At 69.0% G+C, this 24453-nt stretch carries 29 protein-coding genes and 1 tRNA gene; 21 read left to right on the forward strand and 9 right to left on the reverse strand.

Translation table 11 applies throughout. The features are described from left to right. Positions 1–164: 164 nt before the first annotated feature. The 3 genes from O7546_RS26690 to O7546_RS26700 all read left to right on the forward strand — a co-directional run bounded on the left by O7546_RS26690 (position 165) and on the right by O7546_RS26700 (position 3745). Positions 165–533 carry a hypothetical protein gene (locus tag O7546_RS26690; RefSeq protein WP_281600155.1) on the forward strand — a complete coding sequence of 123 codons (369 nt, stop codon included), beginning with the start codon at positions 165–167 and terminating at the stop codon, positions 531–533. Then, positions 530–1297: a hypothetical protein gene (locus O7546_RS26695; RefSeq protein ID WP_281600156.1), complete on the forward strand. Its 768-nt coding sequence runs from the start codon at positions 530–532 to the stop codon at positions 1295–1297. The genes O7546_RS26690 and O7546_RS26695 overlap by 4 nt, the downstream gene beginning before the upstream one ends. A 618-nt stretch (positions 1298–1915) precedes the next feature. Further along, positions 1916–3745 carry an IS481 family transposase gene (locus O7546_RS26700; RefSeq protein WP_281600157.1) on the forward strand — a complete coding sequence of 610 codons (1830 nt, stop codon included), beginning with the start codon at positions 1916–1918 and terminating at the stop codon, positions 3743–3745. Here the strand turns inward: O7546_RS26700 and O7546_RS26705 are convergent. After that, positions 3718–4269 carry a CbrC family protein gene (locus tag O7546_RS26705; RefSeq protein WP_281600158.1) on the reverse strand — a complete coding sequence of 184 codons (552 nt, stop codon included), beginning with the start codon at positions 4267–4269 and terminating at the stop codon, positions 3718–3720. The two genes, O7546_RS26700 and O7546_RS26705, sit on opposite strands and share 28 nt — an antisense overlap. Before the next feature lie 289 nt (positions 4270–4558). After that, the gene (locus O7546_RS26710; RefSeq protein ID WP_281600159.1) at positions 4559–5125 is read right to left on the reverse strand and encodes a hypothetical protein; all 567 of its coding nucleotides are present in this window, start codon (positions 5123–5125) and stop codon (positions 4559–4561) included. A gap of 254 nt (positions 5126–5379) precedes the next feature. Here O7546_RS26710 and O7546_RS26715 point away from each other — a divergent pair, with 254 nt between their 5' ends. After that, positions 5380–6240, forward strand: coding sequence for an alpha/beta hydrolase (locus tag O7546_RS26715; protein ID WP_281600160.1), 861 nt, complete (start codon positions 5380–5382; stop codon positions 6238–6240). Positions 6241–6527: 287 nt separating this feature from the next. After that, complete coding sequence (locus O7546_RS26720; RefSeq protein ID WP_281600161.1) at positions 6528–6863, forward strand: hypothetical protein; 336 nt, start codon at positions 6528–6530, stop codon at positions 6861–6863. Positions 6864–7155: 292 nt separating this feature from the next. Here O7546_RS26720 and O7546_RS26725 read toward each other — a convergent pair whose 3' ends face one another. From O7546_RS26725 to O7546_RS26740, 4 genes are all read right to left on the reverse strand, one after another. Next, positions 7156–7704, reverse strand: coding sequence for a hypothetical protein (locus tag O7546_RS26725; RefSeq protein WP_281600162.1), 549 nt, complete (start codon positions 7702–7704; stop codon positions 7156–7158). Between the two features lie 161 nt (positions 7705–7865). Then, on the reverse strand, positions 7866–8654 hold the full coding sequence (gene istB / locus O7546_RS26730) for an IS21-like element helper ATPase IstB (RefSeq protein ID WP_281600163.1): 789 nt from the start codon (positions 8652–8654) through the stop codon (positions 7866–7868). Next, positions 8654–9880: an IS21 family transposase gene (gene istA, locus O7546_RS26735; RefSeq protein ID WP_281600164.1), complete on the reverse strand. Its 1227-nt coding sequence runs from the start codon at positions 9878–9880 to the stop codon at positions 8654–8656. Before istA ends, istB begins: the two co-directional genes overlap by 1 nt. A gap of 47 nt (positions 9881–9927) precedes the next feature. Continuing rightward, positions 9928–10458 (reverse strand): hypothetical protein, encoded by a 531-nt coding sequence (locus tag O7546_RS26740; protein WP_281600165.1) that lies wholly within the window; start codon positions 10456–10458, stop codon positions 9928–9930. Positions 10459–10779: 321 nt separating this feature from the next. Here O7546_RS26740 and O7546_RS26745 point away from each other — a divergent pair, with 321 nt between their 5' ends. The 14 genes from O7546_RS26745 (at position 10780) to O7546_RS26810 (ending at position 19356) form a co-directional block, all read left to right on the forward strand. Then, positions 10780–11097 carry a hypothetical protein gene (locus O7546_RS26745; protein WP_030274472.1) on the forward strand — a complete coding sequence of 106 codons (318 nt, stop codon included), beginning with the start codon at positions 10780–10782 and terminating at the stop codon, positions 11095–11097. Between the two features lie 246 nt (positions 11098–11343). Next, positions 11344–12285 (forward strand): hypothetical protein, encoded by a 942-nt coding sequence (locus O7546_RS26750; RefSeq protein ID WP_281600166.1) that lies wholly within the window; start codon positions 11344–11346, stop codon positions 12283–12285. A gap of 2 nt (positions 12286–12287) precedes the next feature. Continuing rightward, entirely contained in the window at positions 12288–12437 is a 150-nt protein-coding gene (locus tag O7546_RS26755; RefSeq protein ID WP_193599537.1) for a hypothetical protein, read from the forward strand. Between the two features lie 85 nt (positions 12438–12522). Then, on the forward strand, positions 12523–13395 hold the full coding sequence (locus O7546_RS26760) for an FtsK/SpoIIIE domain-containing protein (protein ID WP_281600167.1): 873 nt from the start codon (positions 12523–12525) through the stop codon (positions 13393–13395). Then, the gene (locus tag O7546_RS26765; protein WP_151016282.1) at positions 13392–13601 is read left to right on the forward strand and encodes a hypothetical protein; all 210 of its coding nucleotides are present in this window, start codon (positions 13392–13394) and stop codon (positions 13599–13601) included. Before O7546_RS26760 ends, O7546_RS26765 begins: the two co-directional genes overlap by 4 nt. An 87-nt stretch (positions 13602–13688) precedes the next feature. Beyond that, positions 13689–14129, forward strand: coding sequence for a hypothetical protein (locus O7546_RS26770; protein WP_281600168.1), 441 nt, complete (start codon positions 13689–13691; stop codon positions 14127–14129). Continuing rightward, positions 14126–14425: a hypothetical protein gene (locus tag O7546_RS26775; protein ID WP_281600169.1), complete on the forward strand. Its 300-nt coding sequence runs from the start codon at positions 14126–14128 to the stop codon at positions 14423–14425. Before O7546_RS26770 ends, O7546_RS26775 begins: the two co-directional genes overlap by 4 nt. Further along, complete coding sequence (locus O7546_RS26780) at positions 14422–14769, forward strand: RRQRL motif-containing zinc-binding protein (protein WP_281600170.1); 348 nt, start codon at positions 14422–14424, stop codon at positions 14767–14769. Before O7546_RS26775 ends, O7546_RS26780 begins: the two co-directional genes overlap by 4 nt. Before the next feature lie 70 nt (positions 14770–14839). After that, positions 14840–15133 carry a hypothetical protein gene (locus tag O7546_RS26785; RefSeq protein WP_281600171.1) on the forward strand — a complete coding sequence of 98 codons (294 nt, stop codon included), beginning with the start codon at positions 14840–14842 and terminating at the stop codon, positions 15131–15133. After that, positions 15123–15839, forward strand: coding sequence for a hypothetical protein (locus O7546_RS26790; protein ID WP_281600172.1), 717 nt, complete (start codon positions 15123–15125; stop codon positions 15837–15839). The genes O7546_RS26785 and O7546_RS26790 overlap by 11 nt, the downstream gene beginning before the upstream one ends. Next, a complete protein-coding gene (locus tag O7546_RS26795) occupies positions 15836–16105 on the forward strand; it encodes a hypothetical protein (protein WP_281600173.1) in 270 nt (89 codons plus the stop codon). Before O7546_RS26790 ends, O7546_RS26795 begins: the two co-directional genes overlap by 4 nt. After that, a complete protein-coding gene (locus tag O7546_RS26800; RefSeq protein WP_281600174.1) occupies positions 16105–17889 on the forward strand; it encodes a replication initiator in 1785 nt (594 codons plus the stop codon). Before O7546_RS26795 ends, O7546_RS26800 begins: the two co-directional genes overlap by 1 nt. A 31-nt stretch (positions 17890–17920) precedes the next feature. After that, a complete protein-coding gene (locus tag O7546_RS26805; RefSeq protein WP_281600175.1) occupies positions 17921–18118 on the forward strand; it encodes a helix-turn-helix domain-containing protein in 198 nt (65 codons plus the stop codon). Beyond that, a complete protein-coding gene (locus O7546_RS26810; protein WP_281600176.1) occupies positions 18118–19356 on the forward strand; it encodes a site-specific integrase in 1239 nt (412 codons plus the stop codon). Before O7546_RS26805 ends, O7546_RS26810 begins: the two co-directional genes overlap by 1 nt. Before the next feature lie 73 nt (positions 19357–19429). Here the strand turns inward: O7546_RS26810 and O7546_RS26815 are convergent. Next, a tRNA-Thr gene (locus O7546_RS26815) sits at positions 19430–19506 on the reverse strand. Between the two features lie 365 nt (positions 19507–19871). On the opposite strand from O7546_RS26815, the gene ugpC reads away from it, so the two are divergent. Continuing rightward, complete coding sequence (ugpC, locus tag O7546_RS26820; RefSeq protein WP_194801903.1) at positions 19872–20963, forward strand: sn-glycerol-3-phosphate ABC transporter ATP-binding protein UgpC; 1092 nt, start codon at positions 19872–19874, stop codon at positions 20961–20963. 57 nt (positions 20964–21020) lie between these two features. Here the strand turns inward: ugpC and rlmB are convergent, their stop codons facing one another. Continuing rightward, positions 21021–22136, reverse strand: a complete 1116-nt coding sequence (gene rlmB / locus O7546_RS26825; protein ID WP_194801904.1) for a 23S rRNA (guanosine(2251)-2'-O)-methyltransferase RlmB — start codon at positions 22134–22136, stop codon at positions 21021–21023. Next, positions 22136–23551, reverse strand: a complete 1416-nt coding sequence (cysS, locus tag O7546_RS26830; protein WP_194801905.1) for a cysteine--tRNA ligase — start codon at positions 23549–23551, stop codon at positions 22136–22138. The genes rlmB and cysS overlap by 1 nt, the downstream gene beginning before the upstream one ends. A 63-nt stretch (positions 23552–23614) precedes the next feature. Between cysS and O7546_RS26835 the strand changes: the two genes are divergently transcribed. Next, positions 23615–24262: a helix-turn-helix domain-containing protein gene (locus O7546_RS26835; protein WP_281600177.1), complete on the forward strand. Its 648-nt coding sequence runs from the start codon at positions 23615–23617 to the stop codon at positions 24260–24262. Positions 24263–24453: the final 191 nt, after the last annotated feature.

Consider the following 24453-nt stretch of genomic DNA (forward strand, 5'->3'; position numbering starts at 1 on the left):
AGCGCCCGAGGGCCACGGTAGTCATGGCGTCGGGAGGCCCCGCAGTGACTGATGAAGTCGCACCGAGGGATGGCAGCACTGGGCACAAAGCTCTAGAGAGTAGGACCGGGGAGGGTCTTCCCCAAGCGGGTGCAGGAAGCGCCAGCTCCAGACAGGACGACGCATTGCATGTGGTCGTACTTGGCGCGTCCGATCTTCATGGTGCCACCCATCAGGCCCTTACCGAAGCTCTTGCCAAACACGGCCGCGTGCTCCTCAACGAGGCAAGCCGCCTTGAGGCCGCCGCCAACCCCGGGCTCGCGCCGCCGATGATCACGCCAGGAATGATCCACGACGCGGAAACCTTGCAGCGCATCGGCTATGCCCAATCCGGTAGGGCAGCTGACCGCCGGAACTGGATGCTCGGAAGCCTTACGGCGACCTTCGTTGGCGGTTTTTTCACCAACAACTTGACCGAACCGTGGGGGGCGATCGGATTCGTAGTGTGCGGTGCTCTGGCGCTCGCATTCTTCAACAAGGGGTCGCAGACATGACAGTAGATGATCGTGGGATCCCAAACCTCCAGCTTTCAGAGGACGGAAAGGAACTCCTGGCCAACACCTTGATGGAGCTGCGCTCGGAGGCCCTGTCCCTTGCCGCCAGCCGAGCGGTAGAGGAGGGGGCTAGCGAAATCTCCTCCTCGGACCTACGGGCAGCCCTGATGGAGCTTGGGGTAATTTCAGCTGCCGCGCTGGACCGCAAAGAGGCGGCGCGGGGGCGCTACCGAATCGTTGCCGTTGTTGTAACCGCTCTAGCGACAGCAGTTTCTGCACTCATCGTCAATCTCCTCACAGGCGGCTGGGACGGCGACATGCCGCTTGACCGTGCTGACCAGATCGCGGCGAGTATCAGCTTCATGGTGGCAACGGCGTCGGCACTCGTGGCCGGCTTCGCTTCCTTTCGTGCCAAGCAGGCAACGAACGAGGCAGAGAAAATTAGCCACGTGGTTCAGGATAGGGTTAGAGCCGCCAATTTCCTGACTCTTTGGGGAGAACTTGAGACGCAGATTCGAGCTGCGGTTGCCGAGAGTTCAGGATACGCAAAGCGCGATATTCCCATTGGTGTTCTATTCAAGCATTATGCTCAGCTAGCCGGACTGAGCGACTCCGAGCGCAACTCACTGACGAGCGTTCTGAATCTTCGAAATAGGGTTGCCCACGGCCGAGTCGATTACACGAGCGCCGCTAACGACATTCGGAAGGGCTCCGTAACAATCGCGCACCACATTGAGCGAGCCAGAGATCTAGCAACGAGGTAATACGGCTCCTGCCATCCCGTTTGCCGTCGACCCGCCCTCCTGGGGAGCGGGCCGCCGCCCGGCCCGCCATTGTCAAGCGGACCTTGACGCAGGTTCGGACGCTGGCGGGCCGGGCGGTGGTCTGCTCGGCTTGCCCGGGTCGATGGCAGATGGGATGGCCTACCGCAACCACCCACGGACCGTGACCCGTCGACGGAGCCCCGGCCATCCTGGAGCCGGAGCGCCCCCGCCGGAGGCGCACTAGCCGCAACCCCGTGACCGCCAGCAGCTCGCCGACGCGCCCGGAGTGCCCTCCCCTACGCCGCGCGGGCTCGTGGCCGCGCGGCCCGGCCGGCTGCCGGCCCACCCCACCCGTTCAATACCCCTGTCGTTCTGCGGCGGCCCCTTGGGCTTCACGCTTCCGCGCCAGCCGCCGGGCGTGTCGCGTGGCCGGAGTCGGAGCGCCAGCGGAGCGACGGACGCGCGCCCAGGCGGCGGCGCGTGCGGCCCGTTGCGGGCCGCCTTGAAGACGTACAGAAACTTTGAACCACATCGCCGGCAGCCGGTTGTCCGGTCTCGGGACCTGCGTGACACATCGGTATCGGGACTTGGGTGACACTCCGCCGAGTGTTGGTGGAGATGAGCGTGATGGAACAGCGGTATCGAGCCGTCCAGGACGTGCTTGCCGGATCCACGGTCACGGACGTCGCCGAACGATTCGGGGTTTCCCGCCAGGCCGTGCATCGCTGGCTGGCCTGGTATCAGGACGAGGGCTTGGAAGGGCTTGCCGACCGATCCAGCCGTCCGCGCTCCTCACCAGGGCAAACGTCGCCGGAGGTGGAGGCGCTCATCTGTGAGCTGCGCCGGAACCATCCCCGCTGGGGCGCCCGTCGCCTCGTCTATGAACTCGGCCGACGTGACTGCCCCGGCCCAATCCCGTCGCGGGTCACGGTGCATCGGGTGCTGATCCGGCACGGCCTGGTCGACCCGACACCTCGCCGACGTCGGCGGGAGGACTATCGGCGGTGGGAACGTGGCCGGCCGATGGAGCTGTGGCAGCTCGACATTGTCGGTGGCATCCAGCTCGCTGACGGTGGTGAGGCGAAGGTCGTCACTGGCGTCGACGACCATTCCCGGTTCTGCGTCATCGCCGCCGTGGTCCGTCGGGCCACCGGCCGGGCGGTCTGTCTCGCCTTCGCCGAGGCCCTGCAACGGTTCGGGGTGCCCGAGGAGGTGCTCACGGACAACGGCAAGCAGTTCACCGCCCGGTTCGGCCGCGGTGGCGGGGAGGTGATGTTCGACCGGATCTGCCGGGAGAACGGCATCACCCACCGGCTGACCAAGCCCCGTTCACCGACCACCACTGGCAAGGTCGAGCGGTTCCACCAGACCCTGCAACGCGAACTCCTCGACGACGTCGAGGTCTGGGCCGACCCGGAGGAAGCTCAAGCAGCGATCGAGGTGTTCCGGCAGGAATACAACAGCGAACGACCGCACCAGTCCCTCGGGATGGCGTTCCCGGCCGACCGGTTCACCGCCCAGCCCGCCGGGGAGCAGATCCCCCTGCGGCTGCCGCCAACGCTGGCCACCACCATCCCCGCACCCCGAAAGCCGCTGCTTGCACCACCACCGGCGCCTCCATCAGCCGCCAGCTCGGTCACCGCCGCAGCAGCAGCACCATCGGCGACCGGCGACGACGTCGGCCTGGCCGTGGAGGTCACCCGCCTCGTTCCCGCCTCGGGCAACCTCACCGTCTGCGGGCAACAGTTCTGGCTCAGCCCCACCCGCGCCGGACTCCCGGTCACCCTCTGGGCCGACACCACCGTCGTCCACCTCCTTATCGACGGCGTCCGACTCAAGACCGTCCCGTCCCGGCTCACCCCCGACCACCTGCGGCAACTCCTCACCGACGACGGCGTCCCAGCTGGGCCACCACCGATCACCACCGGCCCCGTCCAAGCCGGCGCCCCGATCGAGATCGAACGGCTCGTCAACGCGACCGGCCTGATCAGCCTCGCCGGCCGGCAACACCCCGTCGGCTACCACTTCGCCGGCAGGCGCGTCACTGTTCGACTCGACCGCGGCCTCATGCAGATCACCGCCGACCGCATCCTGCTACGCAGCCTGCCCAACCCCCTGACACCAGCCGAGGCCGCCAGCATCCGCGACGCCCGCCCCGCCGGACCACCACCCACCCCGGCACCCGAACCGCTGCGGGTCGAACGCCGCGTCAGCTGCCGCGGAGCCCTGGTCATCGCCGGTCAACGCATCCACGTCGGCATCGCCCACGCCGGCCGCACCCTCACCGTCGAAGCCGCCGACAACACCTTCCGCGTCCACGACGGCGACCAGGTCCTCACCGAAGTGCCCCGCACGACCGTCAAACCGGTCGCCCGGTTCAAGGTTCGCAAGCCCGAACCCTCGCGGCGCAAACCCAGCGGTCAGGTCGAGTCGGAGTACGCAAGGTGAGCACCGCAGTGCCGGCAGCGGAACAGAAACGCGGTGACCAGGCCGTCCTTGCCGATCGCCTGCAGATACCAGTCCTTTTCCTCCGCCGACCAGCCAGACCCGGCCATCTCCAACCGCAGATGCTCCACAGCGTCAGGAAAGTCGGCCAACTCACGCGCACCGACCTCGCCATGAAACTCCGCCGCATCACCGCAATGGTGCAACCACCGCTCCTGCTGCCAGCCGGCGAAGCCCGGCGTTCGGCGAAGAACCACCTCCGTCACATCGGACGGGACATCTTCCGGCACGCGCCAATGCGCATCGGTGAACTGCGCATCGAACATCGCCGCGGCCCGGCCGTCCGCGATGCACCACGGACACAGCCTCCTGCCCAGCTCTTCGACGGCATACACAGGGCCGACATACATGAAGGGCCGCCGCTGTTCGCAACACGCACACACCACCTCGGCGGCCACTACCGAGCCCGTCGCCACCGGGTCTGGGTGGTAGGGAAACCGCGGAAGACCTGCCTGATCAGCCAGCACCCGCCGATCCTAGGGCGCTACGAACCAGCCGCTCGACCCCCAAGCAATTACCCTGACCTGAAGATCGTCTAGCCGGACGTGTCACCCACGTCCCGAGACTGATCTGTCACGCAGGTCCTGAGACCCGACATCGCCGGCAGCCGGTTGTCCTCCGTCGGCTGATGCGCGACACGTGTTCGCCAACTGATCTGCGACACCTCTGCGGCATGAGCGTGTGGCCCGTGAGATCGAGCCGTGCCCGCTGCGCGGCGTTGGGATGCGACCATGCTGCGCCCTCAGCGTCCGGCGGTCAGTCCTCCTCGCCGCTGGGGCCAAACGCCTCCTCGATCATCTCCGCGCACTCGATGTCGGTTGCGCCGCGCCACTCGCCGGTCGTCGGGTCCTGAACAAGCCATGGCTGGTACAGCGTGCCCTCGACCCACTTCGAGAACCAGTCAACGATCGTCATGTGCTGCGGGAACGCGCAAGACACGCCGTCCGGGGCCGGGTTCGGGTCGTAGCCCCAAATCTCGCCGTCAGCGAGGTTGAGTTCACTGCTAATGCCGCAGCCCCAGTCGCACAAAGTGAGGACGCCGCCCTTGAGTCCGGTCAGCGCGTCCAGGCCGCCAGTTCGATGTCCGTCCCTGAGGCCGAGGAGACCGTAACCGGGGCCGAAGCCGCCGTTGCCGACCTCCAGATAGAGCCGGCGCAGCAGCGACGGCAGTGATCGCCCGGCCAGTCGTTCGGCCTCCGCGACTGCGGCAGGCGGCGCGGGTCGGAGCAGCCCTACCCGGCTGGCTGGCACCTCGTCGATGTACCCGCCGGCAGCGATGCGTCGGACCACCGCATCGAACACCTGGTCCTCTCTTGTCGACATGGCCCGCAGCGTAGCCGCACGGTGTGCGATTCATCCGTCGGCTCGTCGGCTGGGCTCACGCACCACACCGAAGGCGGCAGATCCCGCAGATCCCGACGCCCACCGATGTGCCCATAGATTCATCGCGCTGTCGCGCATCACCAGGCAGAGATGTGTCGCGCATCAGTTGTCCGATCACACGCCGGCAGCCGGTTGTCGTACTCCGCTTGATCCGTGACGGGGTGGCGTCACATGATGCGTGACACTCGGCCGGGGTGCTGGCGCAGGCGACCGCGGTTTCCGGCTGGAAGCGGAGGAGCGACATGGATTTCGCACTACCGGACAATCGGGTTCTGGGTTGGGCGGAGTACGGCGACCCGGCCGGGGTGCCCGTGGTGTACCTGCATGGCACGCCAGGTTCTCGGCTCAGCCGCCCGGACGACGCGGCGTTGGTGGGTGTTCGCCTGGTGACCGTGGACCGGCCTGGATACGGTCGGTCGACACCTGTCCGGCGGCCAACGCTGCTCGGCGTCGCCGATGCGGTCGGTGCGCTGATGGCATCTCTGGGAATCGAGCGTTTCGGAGTGGTCGGGTTCTCCGGTGGCGCACCGTACGCTGTGGCCTGTGGTGCCCGGTTCCCGCATCGCCTTACCGGCGTCGTCGTCGCCGGCTTCACCGGCCCGTACCGGGAGCTGCGGACCGTACGCGGCTGGCAGCGGCTTCAAGCGTGGACGGTTTGCAACATCCCGGGACTCGGCCGCCCCTACGTGACTCGCGCTGCCGCCTGGTACGCGGAAGACCCCCTCAAACAGCACCGAGAACTGCTTGCGAGTGGCCAGGACACCTGGATGCAGCCGAGTGGGGAGTCCAACCTCGAAGGCGCCCGTCAAGGCGCGGCTGGCCTGGTCAGCGACTGGCTGGCCACAGACATTCGTCCGTGGGGATTCAAGCTTCGAGACGTGCCCTGCCGCGTCCTGATCTGGGCTGGTCGACACGACCCCGGCCGGGCTGTTGCCGACGCGCCACTGATCGCCGCACGGATGCCGGACGCTGAGGTCCGCATCGGTGAGAACGCCGCTCACACACCGTCTCCTGCCCACTGGCGGGAAGTGCTGGCATGGGTCAAGGGTGGCTAGGACCCGGCAGGCATACGGCGTGCGATAGGGCCGGCACCTCGCCAAGCGATGAACGAACTCGCGTCCGGCTACACCGACTCAGGAGCCTGACACCAGCGAGATCGACTAGCCGGAGCTGTCACGCATCATCTGATCCGGATCTGTCACGGATCAAGTGGAGCTCGACATCGCCGGCAGCCGGTCGGCCACCGCTGGGCCGGGGAGATTTCCCGCGCTCCCTCGTTTGTGCGCGCTGCTCCACCGAGAGGCTGATCTGGTTCGGGGCGACCCGCTGTTAGCGTGCCCTCGTGAAGGTTGCCGGTGCACTGACGATGATCTTTGGCATCATCGCCGGAATCGTCTTGTGTCTGCTGCCGGCGAGCGTAAGCGTCTTGGGTACGTCGGTAAGTTGCGGGCCGCCCATAGTGCGGCTCGTGGCACCGGACACAGCGGGGGCCGAAGACTCACTAACGGCCGCGCTGATGCAGGACTGCCGCAGCCAGTCGGCCGTACGCAGCTTCCTCGGTCTCGCGGTCTTCGCGGTGTCGGTCGGTGGTGGCGCAATCATGCTGGTTGTTGCTGGGAATAAGGCGTCCGAGCCTCAGTTGGTATGGGACGGCTACCGCTGGGCTAGTCGCAGCTAGCCGCTACTTCTCATCCCTGGGCCGCTTGATGCCAGAATGATGGCCGTGGGGACTGGCCCGGACACAACCGCGGAGTGGTGGACGACCTCCGACGTAGCTGCCTACCTTGGCGTCAAGGTGGCGACTGTGACGAACTACCGGAAGCGGGGCCAGATGCCGGAACCTGACGCGACGGTCGGTCGTACCCACATGTGGCGCCCGAGCCGAGTCGTGTCCTGGCACGAGAACCGGCCTCGTCCCGGTGTAGGTGGCCGGCCGAGCCAAGGTGGTTCGGGTGAAAGCACGGGTGGAGTCAGCTCGCGGTGAGTGCGCGGACCTCATCGAGGTAGGAGACCGCCTCCGGCTCCTTCGGGTACCGCTCCCGGAGCAGGGTCGCCAGTTCCTTGGAGCACATCAGCAGCGACGGCAAGGACTTGCGATCTCCATTCAAGGCCCGGCGCCCGTACGACACTGCCTGGTCGAGATCCCCGCTGCGCGCCGCCACGACGCCGAGCGTGATCCGGGCTTCAGCGTTGCGCATGGGCTTACGCTCGGTCCCGTCCGGGTCTGTAGACGAACGGATGACCTCACGGGCGTACATCTCCGCAAGACGGTCCTCACCGGCGATGCGGTAGCAGTCCATCGCGTAGAAGTCGAACTTCGCCGGGTCCACCACGAAGTGATGATCGGTGTCCTCCGGGTACGGCAGCGATTCCAGCAGGGATCGACCCTTATCCAGCGCCGTTTCCACCTGCCGCCTGTCGCCGAGCCGCGCCCAAGCCTTGGCGCGCTGCGCCGTCAACTGGACCGCCGCCCCGTCGTGCGCTGCTACTGCTTCGCCAGCCTCAGCGGCGGCGATCACACCTCGATAATCGCCCTGGGTAAGCGCGTACCACGCTCGCATCTCGTACGCCCAGCCAGAGATGGCGGCGTTACCGGCTTCGTCGCCCAGCTGTCAACGCCGGCTGAACTTTGACCCCTCTGTTCCGGCCGAATTTTGACCCCCTCGTTGGTTGTTGATGTTCAGTCGTTGGTCTTGGTGGCTGCGGGGACGCGGCCGAGGTCGCGGTCTTTGAGTCGGTAGCTGTCGCCCTTCATCGAGATCACCTCGGCGTGGTGAACGAGGCGGTCGATCATGGCTGCGGCGACGACATCGTCGCCGAACACTTCGCCCCAGCGGCCGAAGGGCTTGTTGCTGGTGACGATCAGGGTGGCTCGTTCGTAGCGGTTGGAGACGAGCTGGAAGAACAGGTTCGCGGCTTCGGCTTCGAAGGGGATGTAGCCGACCTCGTCGACGATCAGCAGCGGGATCCGGCCGAGTTTGACCAGTTCGTCTTGCAGGCGGCCGGCGTGGTGGGCATCAGCCAGGCGGGACACCCACTGGGCGGCGGTGGCGAACGCGACCCGGTGTCCTGCCTGGCAGGCCCGGATCCCGAGGCCGATGGACAGGTGGGTTTTGCCGGTGCCGGGCGGGCCCAGGAAGACGACGTTCTCTCGGCCGGTGATGAAGTCGAGGGTTCCCAGATGGGCGATGGTCTCCCGCTTCAACGACCGTTGGTGGTCGAAGTCGAACTCCTCCAGGCTCTTGCGGGCCGGAAACCTGGCTGCCCGGATGCGTCCTTCTCCGCCGTGGGCTTCGCGGGCGGCGACCTCGCGTTGCAGGCAGGCGGCGAGGAACTCCTCATGCGTCCACGACTCTGCCCGGGCCCGCTCCGCCAGGCGCTCCACCGACGCGGCCAGGGACGGCGCCTTCAGGGCACGGGTGAGGAACGCGATCTCGGATGCGACGTTGCGGCTGGTCTTGGCGGCCATCACGCAGCCACCTCGTCCAGGCCGAACATCCGGTCGTAGTCGCTCAACGGCCGGCGTTCGACTTGGGCGTCGACGGCGGCCGTCGGGGTGCGTTGGGCGGCGATGCGCAGATCGGCGGCGGCTTGGCGGTGGGCGGGGTCGGTGATGCTCTGATGCTTGGCCCAGCAACGGTCGTGCCGGGCCACCGGTCGGCCGTCGCAGAGCACCGTCACGTGGTCGCAGTCGGCGGTGACCTCGACCCGCCGGCCGACCACTGACGGGTGCACCGAGTAGTCGTTGCCGTCCAAGCGGACGTAGTGATCGCGGGGCAGCCGGGTGGCCTGCCGCCACCCGACCACCGGCGCGACCGGCGGCAGCGGCAGCATCACCTGCCGGTCGGCGTCCCACCGCTCCGCCGGGCGGCAGCCCAGCATCCGGTGCTGGCGGTTGTTCGCCCGCACCAACCACTCGGACAGCTGAGCGTTGAAGTCGCCGGGTGAACCGAACCGGCGTCCGGGCAGGAACGAGGTCTCCAGATAGCCGTTGGCCCGTTCGACCAGGCCCTTCGATTCCGGGTCCGCCGGCCGGCACTGGATCACCTTGATGCCGAGGGTGCCGCGGAAGGCGTTCATCGCCTCGGTCAGCTGCGGCCTGCCGGCCCGCCACTGCCCGACGGCGGACTCGTTGTCCCACACCAACGCCTTGGGCACCCGCCCCCAGCCGGAGATCAGCGTCCAGTGTCCGACCAGCAGGTCCGGCGACTGCCGCGACGGGATCATCACCGCAGACAGCCACCGCGAATACCCCGACACCATCACCAGCACCGGCGGCCGACCGACCTGCCCGAAGCCCAACGGCACGTCCGCCGGCGGGAACCACAGATCACACTGCGCCAGCTCACCCGGCAGATACTCCGTCCGCTGAGCCGGATCCGGCCGGCGGAACAACGGCCGCAGCTGCTGCACCCGATCAGAGAACACCGTCTTGCCGCGAGTCCACCCGACCCGCTCCATGATCACCGTCGTCGGCATGTCCGGGAACTCCGCCAACAACGCCCTGATCTGCGGCTCCACCGCGTCCACGATCGAACCCTTCGCCGCCCGCTGATAGCGAGGCGGCTCATGACTGGCCAAAGCCTTACGCACCGTGTTCCGCGAGACCCCCAGCCGACGGCAGATGGCCTTGATCGCCATCCGCTCCGCCCGGTACAACCGACGGATCTCCGCCCAGTCCTCCACGCTCAGCACCTCCCGATGCTTCCGGAAGGGGTCAAAATTCAGCCGGAACCACGGGGTCAGTTTTCAGGCGGAGCCGACACCAGCGTCAAGGCAGCCTTGCGGGTGCCTTCGGCAATGCGGCGTAGCCCCATGTCGTACTCCACGCAGCCAACGAGAAGCGCGACCCACCCGGCGAGACTCAATACCTCCTGGTGCTGGGCAAGAGTCAGCCGACGATCCATCAGGGCGGTGATTCGGCGGAGCCAAGCCCGTCCCTCCACCCGTAGCTGTTCCGACGCCATGTAGGGGTACTCGCAGCAGAGGCGGTCAGCGGTAATTCGGAGCGCTTCGAGCGTCGCTGCCGAGACGTCGGAGCTGCGCAGGCGAGCGAGAATCTCGACTGTCTCCATGCCGGTGCCTGCGATCAGTGCCGCGTCAGCCTCATGAGGCGTCGCGGGTGGGAAGAAGGCGGCGGTGACGGTGCCGAACGTCTTCGCGATCAGGGTCTTGTAGAAGCCGTCAGGCTCGGAACTTCCCGCCTCCCACCGCTTCCAATTCCGCAGCAGGGTGCTATCGGTCGGAAGCTGTTCGGTGGCGTGCACCCGCATCGCTCGGACGGCTTCTCCTTGTGACCATCCTCGGGCAGTGCGTTCAGCCCTGAGCCGGGTAGCCCAGACGGGGCGGTCGAGGTCAGCAGCTACGTCAGCCATACGGCCAGTATCGCCCCATCGCGGGGGCATGGCGAGGGGACTTAGACCTGTCACCAGAGTGACACCTGTCGTTCTATCGCAGCGAAAGAGATCGTTATGTGTGCCAGCGAAACGCCGAACCGATTCCGGCAAGAGTCTGGTGAAGTACCAACTGAGTTGGTACTTTGATGGCGAGGCAGTCATCCAACAGGGGATGCGCCTAGACACAGGAGGTCTGTGGTGAAGCTGTACGTGGACACCAAGGGCAAGCAGGTGACGGTGTCGAAGGACCCGGAGCCGAAGAACGACCAGAACGGCAACCAGCGGTCGGAGAAGGGAACGGGCCGGCTCATGTGGGCGACCCAGGTCATCGTGCTCGACGAGACCGGCGGTGAGGTCATCAGCATCACGACGGCGGGAGAGAAGCCGGGTGTGATGGTGGGGCAGCTCATCGAGGTCGAGCAGTTGGAGGCCATTCCGTGGGCGACCAACGGGCGCAACGGCGTCGCGTTCCGTGCGATCTCGCTGAAGCCGAAGGCTGGTTCGGCGGCCAAGTAGTCCTTCGCACAGCGTGCTGTGTGAAGCCTGGCGGTGTCTGACCTCCAGCGGCCTGAGGTCCGCTGATCGAGCCAAGTGAACAAGCAGTCCGAGGACGGCTCCGGCGTCCAACGTTCTCGGCCTGGTGACCACGACCGGTGGTCACATCCCGCGAGAAATGGCGCGGGGTCGGTACCGGCGTCCAAACCTGCCGACCCCGTGCCCTCCAACTCATCCGACCCAACTCGCGATTGGGAGGGATTCGTCGTGTCCAAGTCTAGCCCTCGCCGCTCCTTCGGACGGAAGTCCAGCGGCACCATCACCGTGATCGAGGCCAAGGTCCACCGGTCCTCGGCACGCAACGCCCGGTTGGCGTTCATCCTCACGGCGGTCATCGTCGGCCTGCTGTCGGCCGTGGTGGCCGCTTCCTACATCCACCCCATCCTCGCCGTCTTCGTCGGCGCCCTGATCGGGGTTCCCCTCGGCGGCCTCGCCTGGCTGCTCGTCCGTGTGTGGCCGGTGCTGCGGCTGCTGTGGTGGTGGACCCCCGAAATCGGGATCACCATGCTTCTCGGCACCTGCTGGGTGCAGCTGGTCAACCACACCTCGACCCCGGTCACGCTCATCGTGGTCGCCCTGGTCGTCGGCGTCCCCGCCGCCGTGCCGGTGTCCCGCCGGTCGCTGATGGCCTGGACCTGGTGCCTCGTGGTCAGGCACCGGCTGCGCGTCTGCTTCGCGCAGTTCATCATCGCCAACCAGTCCGGCAGCCTGCCGCTCATCCTCTGGGCCAAGCCCACCCCCGTCGGCGAACGGGTCTGGGTCTACCTGCGCCCCGGCCTTTCCCTGGCCGACCTGGAAGGACGACTCGACCGCATCGCCGTGGCCTGCCACGCCTCCACCGCGCTGATCGAGCGGGCCTCCGACCGTAACGCCGCCTACCTGCGGTTCGACATCAAACGCCGCGAGGTGCTGACCGCCCAGGTCGGTTCCCCGCTCGTCGACGTCATCGACCCCGACACCCCGGCGACCGAGCGGATCCCGGCCACCGTGCCGACCGCCCTGGACCTGCCCGACATCGACGCCCCGACCGTCACCCTGCCCACCCAGGGCAAACCGGCCGCCAAGAAGCCGCCGGCCACCACCGCCAACGGCAGCAAGCCCGCTGCCACGTCCTCGGCTGTCGAGGACGACGTTTCGGACTGGATCTGACCATGACGCAGATCGAGTACGACGAGGCCACCGACGCCTTCTACTTCCACTGCTACGCCTGCGGCCGTGACGGCCGCACCTGGGACCGCCGCCGTGACGCCGAGCTCGACGCCGACCGGCACGACGAGCAGCACGACGACGGCCTGATCTAACCGCCAACCCAACCCGGACGCGAGGAGCCCTGCGGGCTCGTTCGTGTGGCTCCTCGCGCCCACCAACGCCCAAGGAGGGCACCTCATGACCACCACACCCGCCCCGACCTCCGGGGTTCCGGTGGGGCCTGGCCTGTCGATGTTCGACCCCATCTTCGTCGGCATCGACGAGTTCGGTCACCCCGTCTACATCACCCTCGCCTACCGCAACCTCCTGGCTGGAGGCGAACCCGGCGGAGGCAAGTCCGGTCTGCTCAACACGATCGCCGCCCACGCCGCCCTCAGCGTGGACTCCCGGCTCGTGTTGCTGGACGGCAAGCTCGTCGAACTCGGCCAGTGGGAGGACTGCGCCGATGCGTTCATCGGCCCTGACATCACCGCCGCCCTCGACATCCTCCGCCGCCTGCAGCTGGTGATGAACAACCGCTACGCCTGGCTACGCGCCCACGGCCGCCGCAAGCTCACCGCCGCCGACGGCCTGTCCGTCATCACCGTCCTGGTCGACGAGATCGCCTACTACTCCGCCACCGTCGGTTCGAAGCAGGAGCAGGAAGAGTTCGTGGCTCTCCTGCGTGACCTGGTCGCCCGTGGCCGTGCCGCTGGTATCCCGGTGGTGGCCGCGACTCAGCGGCCGTCGTTCGACATCATCCCCACTTCGCTGCGGGACCTGTTCGGCTACCGGGCAGCGTTCCGCTGCACGACTCCGAACACCTCCAACATCGTGCTCGGGCACGGCTGGGCCGAGCAGGGCTACACGGCCACCGACATCGCCCCCACCAACCAGGGCGCCGCCTACCTCATCGCCGAAGGCGGCACCCCCCGCCGCATCAAAGTCGCCTACCTGACCGACGCCCAGATCGCCGGGATCGCGGACTACGCGGCCTGGATCCGCCGGCCCCGCCCGTTACCGGCCCTGATCCCGGACCTGACCCGGGTGGATTTCGAGGTGGCCGCATGACCACCCGCGAACAGGCCTACGCCAAAGCCAACAGCCAGCGTGCCGCCCGGTACGTCGAGATCTGGATCGTCGCCCAACCCGGCGAGATCGCCTCGATGGTTCAGGTCGCCTCGGCCAGCGGCCGACTCGTCTACCTCGGCCCACCCCACCCGGTGGGCGGCGACGACACCCGCCAACGCCGCTACCTGCGGCTCCGCACCCGATAAATCGGCCGACAGGACCAGGACCTCGCCTGGCAGCAGATCTGGTCCTGCCGACCTCCCACCAAGCCCTTCTGAAAGGACGTGGCTGCCATGAAGGCTACCCACAACCCACCCACCGCAGCATCGGTCACACCCGCTGACCTGCTGCGGATGGCTGCCCTCTACCTGCGCCGGCACGGCTGGCACCAGGGCACCTACTACCCCCACACCACCGACACCCCCACCCCGGCGGCCTGCGCCGTCGGAGCCATCGGCATGGCCTGCACCGGACACCCAGTGCACCACTGGTACGACCTCGACACCGACGAGCGGATCACCTACCTCGCCGCCATCGCCGCGTTCGTCGACTACCTCGACGACTTCGCGCCGGTCTTCCACATCGACGAAGACGGCTACCTGCTCGACGAGCACATCTCCCCCTACTCCTGGAACGACGACCCCGGCCGCACCGCCGAGCAGGTCATCACCGCCCTTGAGAACGCGGCCGACGAGTGGGACCGCCTCCACAACCAGGAAGGCGCGACGCGATGAACACCGTCAAGAAGCCCTTGACGCCGCGCATCCCGGTACAGCGTCGCCGGGACGTCGTCGAGAACGACGCCTTCGCCGCCTTCGCCCGGCGCATCATCCGCGCCCACGGCCGCCGCGTCGCTACCGGCGACGTCGAAGCCCTCCGCGACCTCGTCACCCTCTCCGCCGACCTCGACCGCGCCATCACCGACGCCGTCGTCGGCCTGCGCCAGTTCGGCTACTCCTGGGCCGAAATCGGCCAGCGCCTTGGCATCTCCCGGCAGGCCGCCCAGCAGCGCTGGGGAGACCGGCCATGACCACCTACACCTACGACCCGGCCAACCCCACCGACGATTTCCCCACCTACCCCTACCGGCTCGCCCCCGACGGCCTGGCCACCCGCCGCCAGTTGCGCGCCGCCGGACTCCGCCCCGGGGGACATCACGCGGTCGCGCAGATCCTCTGGCGTCGCGGTAAGCGCGTCGCCTACCTCTACCGCCTCGACTGGGCCAAGCCGAAGCGCGTCGCCACCCCCGCGCAGCGGGAGGCCATCGCCAAAGCCCTGCTCGCCCGGCGCACCTGCCGCGACTGCGGCCAGATCAAGCCCTACTACATCCCCCGCCGCTACGGCTGCTGCCTCGACTGCCACGGAGGCCACTGATGGCTGTCCTGATCACCTTCGCCGTCGTCCTGCTCATCGGCATCGCCCTGGCCTACATGGGAGGCGTCCGATGACCACCACCACCGCCGTCAACTTCGCCGCTCAGGAGCGGATGACCCCGGACGACTACGTCGTCACCGCCATCGCCCGGGACTTCGCCGCTCGCGGTGAGCTGTCCTTCGAACGGTTCCTGTCCGGCTACTACGCCGAAAGCCTGCGCATCATCCACGACGCGCACCTGACCCAGTGCACCGCCGGTCCCGACCAGCACTGCCCCACCTGCAACGGCATCCGCGTCGGCCTCGCCGGACTCGCCGCCGAACAGCACGCCGTCACCACCGGGCAGGTTCCCCATGACCACTGACCGACCCACCGGCCCTCGTATCGAGGGCCTGGTCCTGGTGCTCATCCTCATCGCCGTCGCCGGATTCGCCGGCGCCGCCTCCTTCACCCACGTCAAGGACTGGACCCTCGCCAACAGCCCCACCGGCACCGGGGCATGGTTCGGCTGGGCCAACGCCGTCATCAGCGAACTCGTCCCCATCGCCTGCCTGCTGACCATCCGCCGACGCCGCCGCAGCGGCGCACCCATCGGCTACCCGCTGTTCCTGCTCATCGCCGCCGCCAGCCTGTCCCTCGCCGCACAGTTGGCGGTTGCCAAGCCGGGCATCTCCGGCTGGCTGCTCTCCGCCGTCCCCGCCCTGGCGTTCATGGCCCTGGTGAAACTCGTCCTCGCCCCGGCACCCACACCGGAACAACCCACCACTCCGGCGGCTGCCCCGGCTGAACCCATCCGGGTCCAGGTGGCCGAGCAGGTCACCACCGAGCCGGTACCACCGGCCGCCATCACCCCAACCTCGGCCACCGAGCCGAAACCCGTCGCCGCACCGGCCGAGCCGGTCGACGTCCCTGTCCCTTCTCACCTGCTGCCGATGGCGCGTTTCGCGGCCGTGCAGCACGAACAGGCCACCGGCCAGCCCATCACCCCGGCCGAGCTGGCCGACCGCCTCGACGTCACCCCACCCGTCGCCGGACAACTCCTGGCCACCATCGGCGGTGGTGCCCGATGAGCATCCACACCGTCGACGTCGTGCAGCTCCTGCACACCTGCCCGGCCGAGCCGGAGCCCCACCCCTACGACATCCGCCGGACCGTCATCGACGTCATCGACGGCGGACCCTGCCGCAACCCGGTCACCATCCGCTGCGGCGACACCGTCACCCAGATCCGCTGCGGCCGGCACGAACCGTCCAAGCGCCAGTGCGGCGCCTGCCGGGTCATCGTCATCGAACGCACCATCACCAACCTGCACCCCACTGCTGGGGTGGCCGGTTGATGGCCTCGACGCTGGACCTCACCCCCCGCGCCTCGGCCCGGGGGGTGGGCTCGAACGCCGATGTCCCGCCCGTCTACAGCTGGACCGCTGCCGGAGCCGCGTTCGAACGCGCCACCCGACCCGACTACTTCGGCTGGCTGGAACACGTTCGCGCCGCCGCCGGCTGCACCCGCCCCATCCGCCTCGCCGGACAGATCCTCACCGTCGAGCAGGCCACCGGCCGTGTCCTGGATGCTCGGCACACCGACGCCATGCCCGACGCGGCGATCTACACCGCCTGCGGCAACCGACGCGCCACGGTCTGCCCCGCCTGCGCCCAGACCTACCAACGCGACGCCTTCCAACTCCTCCGCGCCGGCCTGGTCGGCGGCAAAGGCGTCCCCAAGTCGGTGGCGTCGCATCCGGCGGTGTTCGCCACCTTCACCGCACCGTCCTTCGGCACCGTCCACGCCCGGATCGTGAAGCGGCACACCTGCCGCAACCGACGCCGCTGCGACTGCCGCGCCGAACCCTGCCACGCCCGCCGCGACACCGGACTCTGCCCCCACGGCCGACCCGCCGTCTGCTGGGCACGGCACGAGCAGGGTGATGCGGTGCTCGGGCATCCGCTGTGTCTGGACTGCTACGACCACGACCACCAGGTCGTCTGGAACATCTTCTCCGGCGAACTCTGGCACCGCACCAAACAAGCCGCAGAACGCTGGCTCGCCAAACTCGCCCAGCGCCGCGGCATCCCCCGCGTCGAGATCCCCACCGCCTCCGGAAAGACCCGCAAAGTCGCCCCGGTACGGCTGTCGCCCGGGAAAGTCGCCGAACTGCAAGCCCGGGGAGCGGTGCACTTCCACGCCATCGCCCGCCTCGACGGCGTCGACCCCACCGACCCGCAAGCGATCGTGCCCCCACCACCTGGGTTCACCGTCAACGACCTCGTCGACGCGCTCCGTCACGCCGCCCGGCAGATCGCCTTCCACACCCCGCCCCACCCGGACCGGCCCGAGGGATGGCCGATCGCCTGGGGCGACCAGGTTGACCTGGAACCCATTGCTACCGACGGCTCGGGGGAGGTCACCGATGGGATGGTCGCGGGTTACCTTGCCAAGTACGCCACCAAAAGCACCGAGGCCACCGGGCACACCTCCACCCGCCTGACCGCCGACACGATCGGGGACTACGCCGACCCCGGCGGCGACCACACCGCCCGCCTCATCGACGCCTGCTGGCGCATCGGCCGCCCCACCAGCACCGCTCGGCCCTTGTCCGATCGGCCCCGGGAGCCTCGGCCCCGGCCCGGCTTCGTCGCCCGCTGGGAATGCCCCGACTGCGGCACGCACACCCGCTACGCCGCCTGCCCCGTCTGCGTCGCCCACCGTCAAGCCGCCCTTGACACCCAGCCGGCGAAAACGACGACAGCCAACCCTTACGCCCGACTGCGCCGATGGGCGCACATGCTCGGCTACGGCGGCCACTTCCTCACCAAAGCCCGCCGCTACTCGGTGACCTTCCGGCTCCTACGAGACACCCGCGTCCAGTACCGGCGCCACGAGCACCAGGACCACGAACACGCCGCCGCCAGCGGCCCACCCGCCGACCAGGTCGACGAGGACACCACTCTCATCGTCGGCACCCTCACCTTCGCCGGAGTCGGCTGGCACACCACCGGAGACGCCCTGCTCGCCAACACCGCCGCCGCCCTCGCCCGCGAACGACGAACCACCGGCCGCGAAGAACTCGCCCACGAACTCAGCGCCATCACCCCGGCCGGCATCGCGCCGGTCGCCGCGTGACCACCGCCCGACACACGAGGAAGGCCACCCGTTGGACACCCCGACCCCGATCACTCCTCGCGTGCTGCGCGTCGAGGAAGCCGCCCGAGCGCTCGGCATCGGCCGCTCGCTCGTCTACGACCTCATCCGCTCCGGACGGCTGCGCTCCTTCAAGGTCGGCAGCCGCCGCCTCATCCCCGCCACCGCCATCGACGAAGTCATCACCACACTCACCGAGGAAGCCGCCTGATGCCCAGACAACCCACACCCCGCCAACCCGCCCGCCGCAACCCCAACGGCGAAGGCTCCATCTACCAACGCGCCAGCGACGGCCGCTGGGTCGGACAGGCCTACGTCCTCACCACCGACGGCACCCGCAAACGCAAGTTCGTCTACGCAGCCACCTGGGAAGAAGCCCACGCCAAACTCATCGAACTCAAGTCGAGATCCCAACGCGGCATACCCGTACCCGACCGGGCATGGAAACTCGCCGACTACCTGCCCTACTGGCTCGCCGCCTACGTCACCGACCTCAAACCCACCACCGCACGCGGCTACGAAAGCGCCGTCCGACTACACCTGATCCCGGCATTGGGTACCAAGCGTCTCGACGGCCTCCAAGTCCAACACGTCAAGGCGTTCATGGACGACTTCCGCCGCAAGTGCCTCTGCTGCACGAACGGCCTGGACAAGATCCGCCCGGCTGATCGGCGGTGCTGCTCGGTCGGCAACTGCTGCCAGCGTTACCCCAGCGCTCGCCAGATCCAATTCGTTCACGCCGTGCTGCGCAACGCGCTCCAACATGCCATGCGTGAGGAGCTGGTGTCGCGCAACGTCGCCAAGCTCGTCCGGGTTCCCTCACCCCGGTACAAGGTGGGTAAGGGCCTGTCGGTCGACCAGGTACGCAAGATCCTTGCCGCCTCGTCGGGCCACCGGCTTCACGCGCTTTATGTCGTGGCGGCCACCATGGGCCTACGACGCGGCGAGCTAGTCGGCTTGCGGTGGTCGGACATCGACCTGGACCAAGGCACCCTGAGGGTTCAGCAGACCGTCCAGCGAGTCGCCGGGACACTTCACGTCCTGGACGCCAAGACCGAGGATTCCGAGGCGGTGTTGCCGCTGCCCGAGGTCACCTGGCTGAGCCTGATGGAGCACCAGGAGCGCCAGCAGGCAGAGCGGGCCGGTCTCGCCGAGGTCTGGGAGGATCACGACCTGGTCTTCCCCTCCGAGCGCGGTACTCCGATGGAGCCCACCAACCTCAGCCGATCATTCGCCCGGCTGCGTGAGACCGCCGGCCTGCCCGGTGTCCGGCTGCACGACCTGCGGCACACCGTCGTGTCCTTGCTGATGGAGCTGGGCGTCCCTCCGCACGTCGTGCAGGCCATCGCCCGGCACGCCGACGTCAAGGTCACGCTGAAGGTCTACGCCCACGCCAACCTCGACGCGATGCGTCAGGCGCTCGGCAAGCTCGACGGGCGGCTGTCGTGACCGTCGTTGCTGTCAGCGTTGCTGTCATCCGGCCAGATCGCAGCGGCTGCCGCCGCGAAATGCCTGATGGAATTGGAGCCCCCGGCCGGGATCGAACCGGCGACATCTCGCTTACAAGGCGAGTGCTCTGGCCAGCTGAGCTACAGGGGCGCGTGCGTCGCGCTCAGCATAGCGACTTGCCCCCGGAAATCCCGCCTCGCAGGGCTCCCGAGCACGGAAAACGTCGGCATCCCGACCGGTACGACCGATGGATCATCGCTCGGTCGCGCTCCCAAGCGGGAGATTGATGCCCCGCCGTGCCCGACTGACCGTTATGCGTATGCCGTCCATCCCACCCCGAGCGCTACGTCTTGGCACGATCGCGAAAGCCGTTTACCGTGCAGTGACACGGACGACACTCCGGCCGGCCCCGGCTGCCCTGAGCGACGACCCCGTTGGCCGGTGCCTTGGGCGCCGGTCGCTCCTTCACTCGGATCGTCCGGCACGTTCCTGCCGGTGAAAGGAAGCGCTCCATCATGGCTACGGTCACCTACTCGAAGGCGTCCCGGATCTATCCGGGCACCGAGCGCCCCGCCGTCAACCAGCTCGACCTCCAGATCGGTGACGGGGAGTTCCTCGTCCTGGTCGGCCCGTCCGGCTGCGGCAAGTCCACCAGCCTCCGGATGCTCGCCGGCCTGGAGGACGTCGACGACGGCGCGATCTACATCGACGACCGGGACGTCACCCACCTCCCGCCGAAGGCCCGCGACATCGCGATGGTCTTCCAGAACTACGCCCTCTACCCGCACATGACGGTGTACGAGAACATGGCGTTCGCGCTCAAGCTGCGCAAGACCTCGAAGTCGGAGATCGACCGGCGGGTCAAGGAGGCGGCCGGGCTGCTCCAGCTGGAGGAGTTCCTCAGCCGCAAGCCGAAGGCACTCTCCGGTGGTCAGCGCCAGCGTGTCGCCATGGGCCGCGCGATCGTCCGCGAGCCGCAGGTCTTCCTCATGGACGAGCCGCTGTCGAACCTCGACGCCAAGCTGCGCGTGCAGACCCGTACCCAGATCGCCTCGCTGCAGGCGAAGCTGGGCGTCACCACGGTCTACGTCACCCACGACCAGGTCGAGGCCATGACGATGGGTCACCGGGTGGCGGTCATGCTCGACGGCGTGCTCCAGCAGGTGGACACCCCGCGGGCGCTCTACGACACCCCGGCCAACGTCTTCGTCGCCGGCTTCATGGGCTCCCCCGCCATGAACATCAAGACGGTGAAGCTGACCGAGCAGGGCGGCGCGTTCGCCGAGATGATCGTGCCGCTGACCCGCGAGCAGGTCCAGGCGGCCAGCGCCGAGGGCGGCGACGGCAAGGTCACCGTCGGCTTCCGGCCGGAGGACTGCGACCTGGTCAGCCCGTCCGAGGGCGGCATGCCGGTCGTGGTCGAGCTGGTCGAGGACCTCGGCTCCGACGCCAACGTATACGGCCACGCCGCGCTGGAGGGCCACAACGAGCGGTTCGTGGTCCGCACCGACCGGCGCAGCATGCCGAACATGGGCGACACCGTGTTCGTCAAGCCGCGTACCGGCCGCAGCCACGTCTTCCACGCCGCCACCGGCCAGCGGATCTGACGTACGCGAGAAAGGGGCGGCCCGCCACGGCGGACCGCCCCTTTCCGTTGCTCTCGATCAGGCCTCGACGGACCGGCGGCGCGCGACCTCGGCGAGCGTGACCGCGGCGGCGACGCTGGCGTTGAGCGACTCCACGTCGGAGACCATCGGGATGCTGACGGTCAGGTCGCAGGTCTCCCCGACCAGGCGGGACAGCCCGCGTCCCTCCGAGCCGACCACCACGACGAGCGGGCCGACGGCTGCTTCCAGGTCGTACAGGTCGGTCTGTCCGTCGGCGTCCAGGCCGACCACGACGAAGCCGGCCTCCTTGCATGCCTTGAGCGACCGGGTCAGGTTGGTGACCTGGGCGACGGGCACGCGCGCGGCCGCGCCGGCGCTGGTCCGCCAGGCGGTCGCGGTGATCCCGGCGGCACGCCGTTCGGGTACGAAGACACCCTGCGCGCCGAACGCGGCGGCCGACCGGATGACCGCGCCGAGGTTGCGCGGGTCGGTGACGCCGTCGAGCGCGACGAGCAGCGGGGCGGCCTGTTCCAGCGCGGCGGCGACCAGGTCGTCGAAGGGCTCGTAGGCGAACGGCGGCACCTGGAGGCCGACGCCCTGGTGCAGCACGCCGCCGGTCATCCGGTCCAGCTCGGCGCGGCTGACCTCGAGGATCGCGATGCCCCGGTCGGCGGCGGTGCGGACGATCTCCTTGACCCGGTCGTCGATGTCGATGCCGTGCGCGGTGTAGAGCGCGGTCGCGGGCACCTGGGTGCGCAGCGACTCCAGCACCGGGTTGCGCCCGACAAGCAGCTCCGGGCTGTCCTTCGCCGGGTTGGCCTTGCGACCCGGCGCGACCCGGGGACCGCCCCGGCCGGCGGGCTTGCCCTTGCCGCCCTTGAGCGGCACGCCGGCCCGGCTGCCCTTGCCCCAGGTGGTGTCCTTGGTGCCGGGCTGGCCGATCTTGGGTGCGCGCCCCTCCTCGGCGGCGGCGCGGCGCTCCTTGTCCTGCTTCCAGGCGGTGCGCTGGGGCAGCTTCTCGGTACCCGAGTACGCCTTGTGCCACGGCCGCTCGTCGGCGGGCAGCGTGCGGCCCCGCCCGGCGAGGGAGTCCTTGTTCTTGCCACCGGTGCCCTTGGGGGCGCCCGCCTTCGGCGTCAGTCGCCGGCCACGGCGCTGCGAGTTGCCGGCCATCAGTCCTGCTCTCCAATAGTCCAACGCGGGCCCTGGGGGGTGTCCTCGACGACCACGCCGGCCTGCTTGAGCTGGTCGCGTACGGCGTCGGCGGCGGCCCAGTCCTTGCGGCCGCGGGCCTGCGCGCGCTGCTCCAGGGCCAGCGCGATCAGGGAGTCCACCACGCCGCGCAGGTCGTCCGTGCGGCCGCCGCCGGTCCAGGCCGGGTCCAGGGGGTCGACGCCGAGGATATCCAGCATCGCCCGGGTGGCGGCGAGCGTCGTGCGGACGGTCACATCGTCACCGGCGGTCAGCGCGGTGTTGCCGTCACGGACCACCTCGTGCAGCGCTGCCAGCGCCGCCGACGTGTTGAGGTCGTCGTCCATCGCGGCGGTGAAGCCGGCCGGCAGGTCGCCGGACCGGCCGCCGCCGACCCGCTCGGCCGCCCGCTGCACGAAGCCTTCGATCCGCCGGTACGCCACGGCGGCCTCGCGGAGCGCGTCCTCGGAGTAGTCGATGCGGGACCGGTAGTGCGCGGCGACGTAGTAGTAGCGCAGCTCCACCGGGCGCACGCCGAGCGAGGCCACGTAGTCGAGGTCGAGCGTGTTGCCGAGCGACTTGCCCATCTTGGTGCCGCCGATGCCGAGCAGGCCGTGGTGCACCCAGTAGCGGGCGAACGGCAGGTCGGCGGCCTGCGACTGGGCGATCTCGTTCTCGTGGTGCGGGAACGTCAGGTCGAGCCCGCCGCCGTGGATGTCGAACTCGGGGCCCAGGTAGCGCCAGCACATGGCCGAGCACTCGATGTGCCAGCCGGGGCGGCCGCGGCCCCACGGCGACGGCCAGTAGGCATCGGCCGGTTCGCCCGGCTTGGCGCCCTTCCAGAGCGCGAAGTCACGCGGATCCCGCTTGCCCCGGTCGGGGGCGTCGCCGGCGGGTTGCATGTCCGCCGGGGACTGGCCGGACAGCGACCCGTACGCGGGCCAGGAGGCCACGTCGAAGTAGACGTCGCCGGAGCCGTCGGTGGCCGGGTAGGCGTGACCGGTCTCGATCAGCCGGGCGATCAGCTCGTGCATCTCCGGGATGTGCCCGGTGGCCCGCGGCTCGTACGTCGGCGGGAGCACGTTCAGCGCCCGGTAGGAGGCGGTGAGGATCTGCTCGTTGGCGTACGCGATCGACCAGAACGGCCGGTCCTGTTCCATCGCCTTGGCCAGGACCTTGTCGTCGATGTCGGTCAGGTTGCGGATGAACGTGACCTCGAAGCCCTTGTCGAGCAGCCAGCGGCGTAGCACGTCGTAGTTGACGCCGGAGCGAAGGTGACCGATGTGCGGCGGGGCCTGGAGCGTGAGACCACACAGGTAGACCCCCACCTTGCCGGCTTCCCGCGGGACGAAGTCCCGCACCGATCGGGTGGCGGTGTCATACAGGCGTAGCGTCACCTCACAAGGGTAGCCGTCCGCACATTTCCGGGTTGGCCGGAGCCGGGTCGTACGCTGCGTGCTGTGGACACGGCGGCACGCACGGGAGAGACGGCGCAGACCCTGGACCGGGGCCTGCGGCTGCTGCACCTGGTCGCGGACGCGCCGGGCGGGCTGACGGTCACCGAGGCGGCGCACCGGCTGGGCATCGGACGGGCGGCCGTCTACCGGCTGGTCGGCGCGCTGACCAGCCACGGGATGCTCCGGCGCGACGGCGAGGGCCGCCTGCGCATCGGCGTGGGCGTGCTGCACCTGGCCCGCCGCGCCCAGCCGCTGCTGGCCGAGGGCGCCCTGCCGGCGCTGCGCCGACTCGCCGAGGGCACCGGGGCGACCGCACACCTGACGGTGGTCGAGGGCGGCGAGGGGGTGGCGCTCGCGGTGGTCGAGCCGAGCTGGACGTCGTTCCACGTGGCGTACCGCACCGGTACCCGGCACCCGCTGGAGCGGGGGGCCGCCGGCCGGGCGGTGCTGGCCGGGCGGGCCGGCGATCCGGGGCCGGTGAGCACAAGCGGCGAGCTCCAGTCGGGCGCGTACGGGGTGGCGGCGCCGGTGCTCGGCGTGCCGGGTCTGGAGGGCAGCGTCGGGGTGGTGTCGCTGACCCCGCTCGACGTGGCGGACGTCGGCGCCCAGGTCACCGCCGCCGCCGCGGCGGTGGCCGCCGCGCTCTCCTGACCCGCGTGCCCTCGCCGGTCCTCGCGGGTCCTCACGCCAGATCGGCGAAGTGGCTGCATCAAACGACCCGGATACCGCCACCTCCCCGAAGTGGAGTCGATCAAGCGAGCTCAACACCTCCGGAACGCGCCCACGAACCTGCCCTCCTCCACACACCCCCACGCCAGCACGGCGAGGTGGCTGGATCAACA

It is taken from the genome of Micromonospora sp. WMMA1976 (assembly GCF_027497335.1).
GTDB classification, from domain to species: domain Bacteria; phylum Actinomycetota; class Actinomycetes; order Mycobacteriales; family Micromonosporaceae; genus Micromonospora; species Micromonospora aurantiaca.

Excerpts from the sequence above, each read along its gene's own strand:
- O7546_RS26695 (WP_281600156.1), top strand. The coding sequence starts at position 530 with ATGACAGTAGATGATCGTGGGATCCCAAACCTCCAGCTTTCAGAGGAC.
- O7546_RS26700 (WP_281600157.1), top strand. The coding sequence starts at position 1,916 with ATGAGCGTGATGGAACAGCGGTATCGAGCCGTCCAGGACGTGCTTGCC.
- O7546_RS26710 (WP_281600159.1), bottom strand. The coding sequence starts at position 5,125 with ATGTCGACAAGAGAGGACCAGGTGTTCGATGCGGTGGTCCGACGCATC.
- istB (WP_281600163.1), bottom strand. The coding sequence starts at position 8,654 with ATGGCCGCCAAGACCAGCCGCAACGTCGCATCCGAGATCGCGTTCCTC.
- O7546_RS26740 (WP_281600165.1), bottom strand. The coding sequence starts at position 10,458 with ATGCGGGTGCACGCCACCGAACAGCTTCCGACCGATAGCACCCTGCTG.
- O7546_RS26755 (WP_193599537.1), top strand. The coding sequence starts at position 12,288 with ATGACGCAGATCGAGTACGACGAGGCCACCGACGCCTTCTACTTCCAC.
- O7546_RS26760 (WP_281600167.1), top strand. The coding sequence starts at position 12,523 with ATGACCACCACACCCGCCCCGACCTCCGGGGTTCCGGTGGGGCCTGGC.
- O7546_RS26765 (WP_151016282.1), top strand. The coding sequence starts at position 13,392 with ATGACCACCCGCGAACAGGCCTACGCCAAAGCCAACAGCCAGCGTGCC.
- O7546_RS26770 (WP_281600168.1), top strand. The coding sequence starts at position 13,689 with ATGAAGGCTACCCACAACCCACCCACCGCAGCATCGGTCACACCCGCT.
- O7546_RS26775 (WP_281600169.1), top strand. The coding sequence starts at position 14,126 with ATGAACACCGTCAAGAAGCCCTTGACGCCGCGCATCCCGGTACAGCGT.
- O7546_RS26780 (WP_281600170.1), top strand. The coding sequence starts at position 14,422 with ATGACCACCTACACCTACGACCCGGCCAACCCCACCGACGATTTCCCC.
- O7546_RS26785 (WP_281600171.1), top strand. The coding sequence starts at position 14,840 with ATGACCACCACCACCGCCGTCAACTTCGCCGCTCAGGAGCGGATGACC.
- O7546_RS26790 (WP_281600172.1), top strand. The coding sequence starts at position 15,123 with ATGACCACTGACCGACCCACCGGCCCTCGTATCGAGGGCCTGGTCCTG.
- O7546_RS26795 (WP_281600173.1), top strand. The coding sequence starts at position 15,836 with ATGAGCATCCACACCGTCGACGTCGTGCAGCTCCTGCACACCTGCCCG.
- O7546_RS26800 (WP_281600174.1), top strand. The coding sequence starts at position 16,105 with ATGGCCTCGACGCTGGACCTCACCCCCCGCGCCTCGGCCCGGGGGGTG.
- O7546_RS26810 (WP_281600176.1), top strand. The coding sequence starts at position 18,118 with ATGCCCAGACAACCCACACCCCGCCAACCCGCCCGCCGCAACCCCAAC.
- ugpC (WP_194801903.1), top strand. The coding sequence starts at position 19,872 with ATGGCTACGGTCACCTACTCGAAGGCGTCCCGGATCTATCCGGGCACC.
- rlmB (WP_194801904.1), bottom strand. The coding sequence starts at position 22,136 with ATGGCCGGCAACTCGCAGCGCCGTGGCCGGCGACTGACGCCGAAGGCG.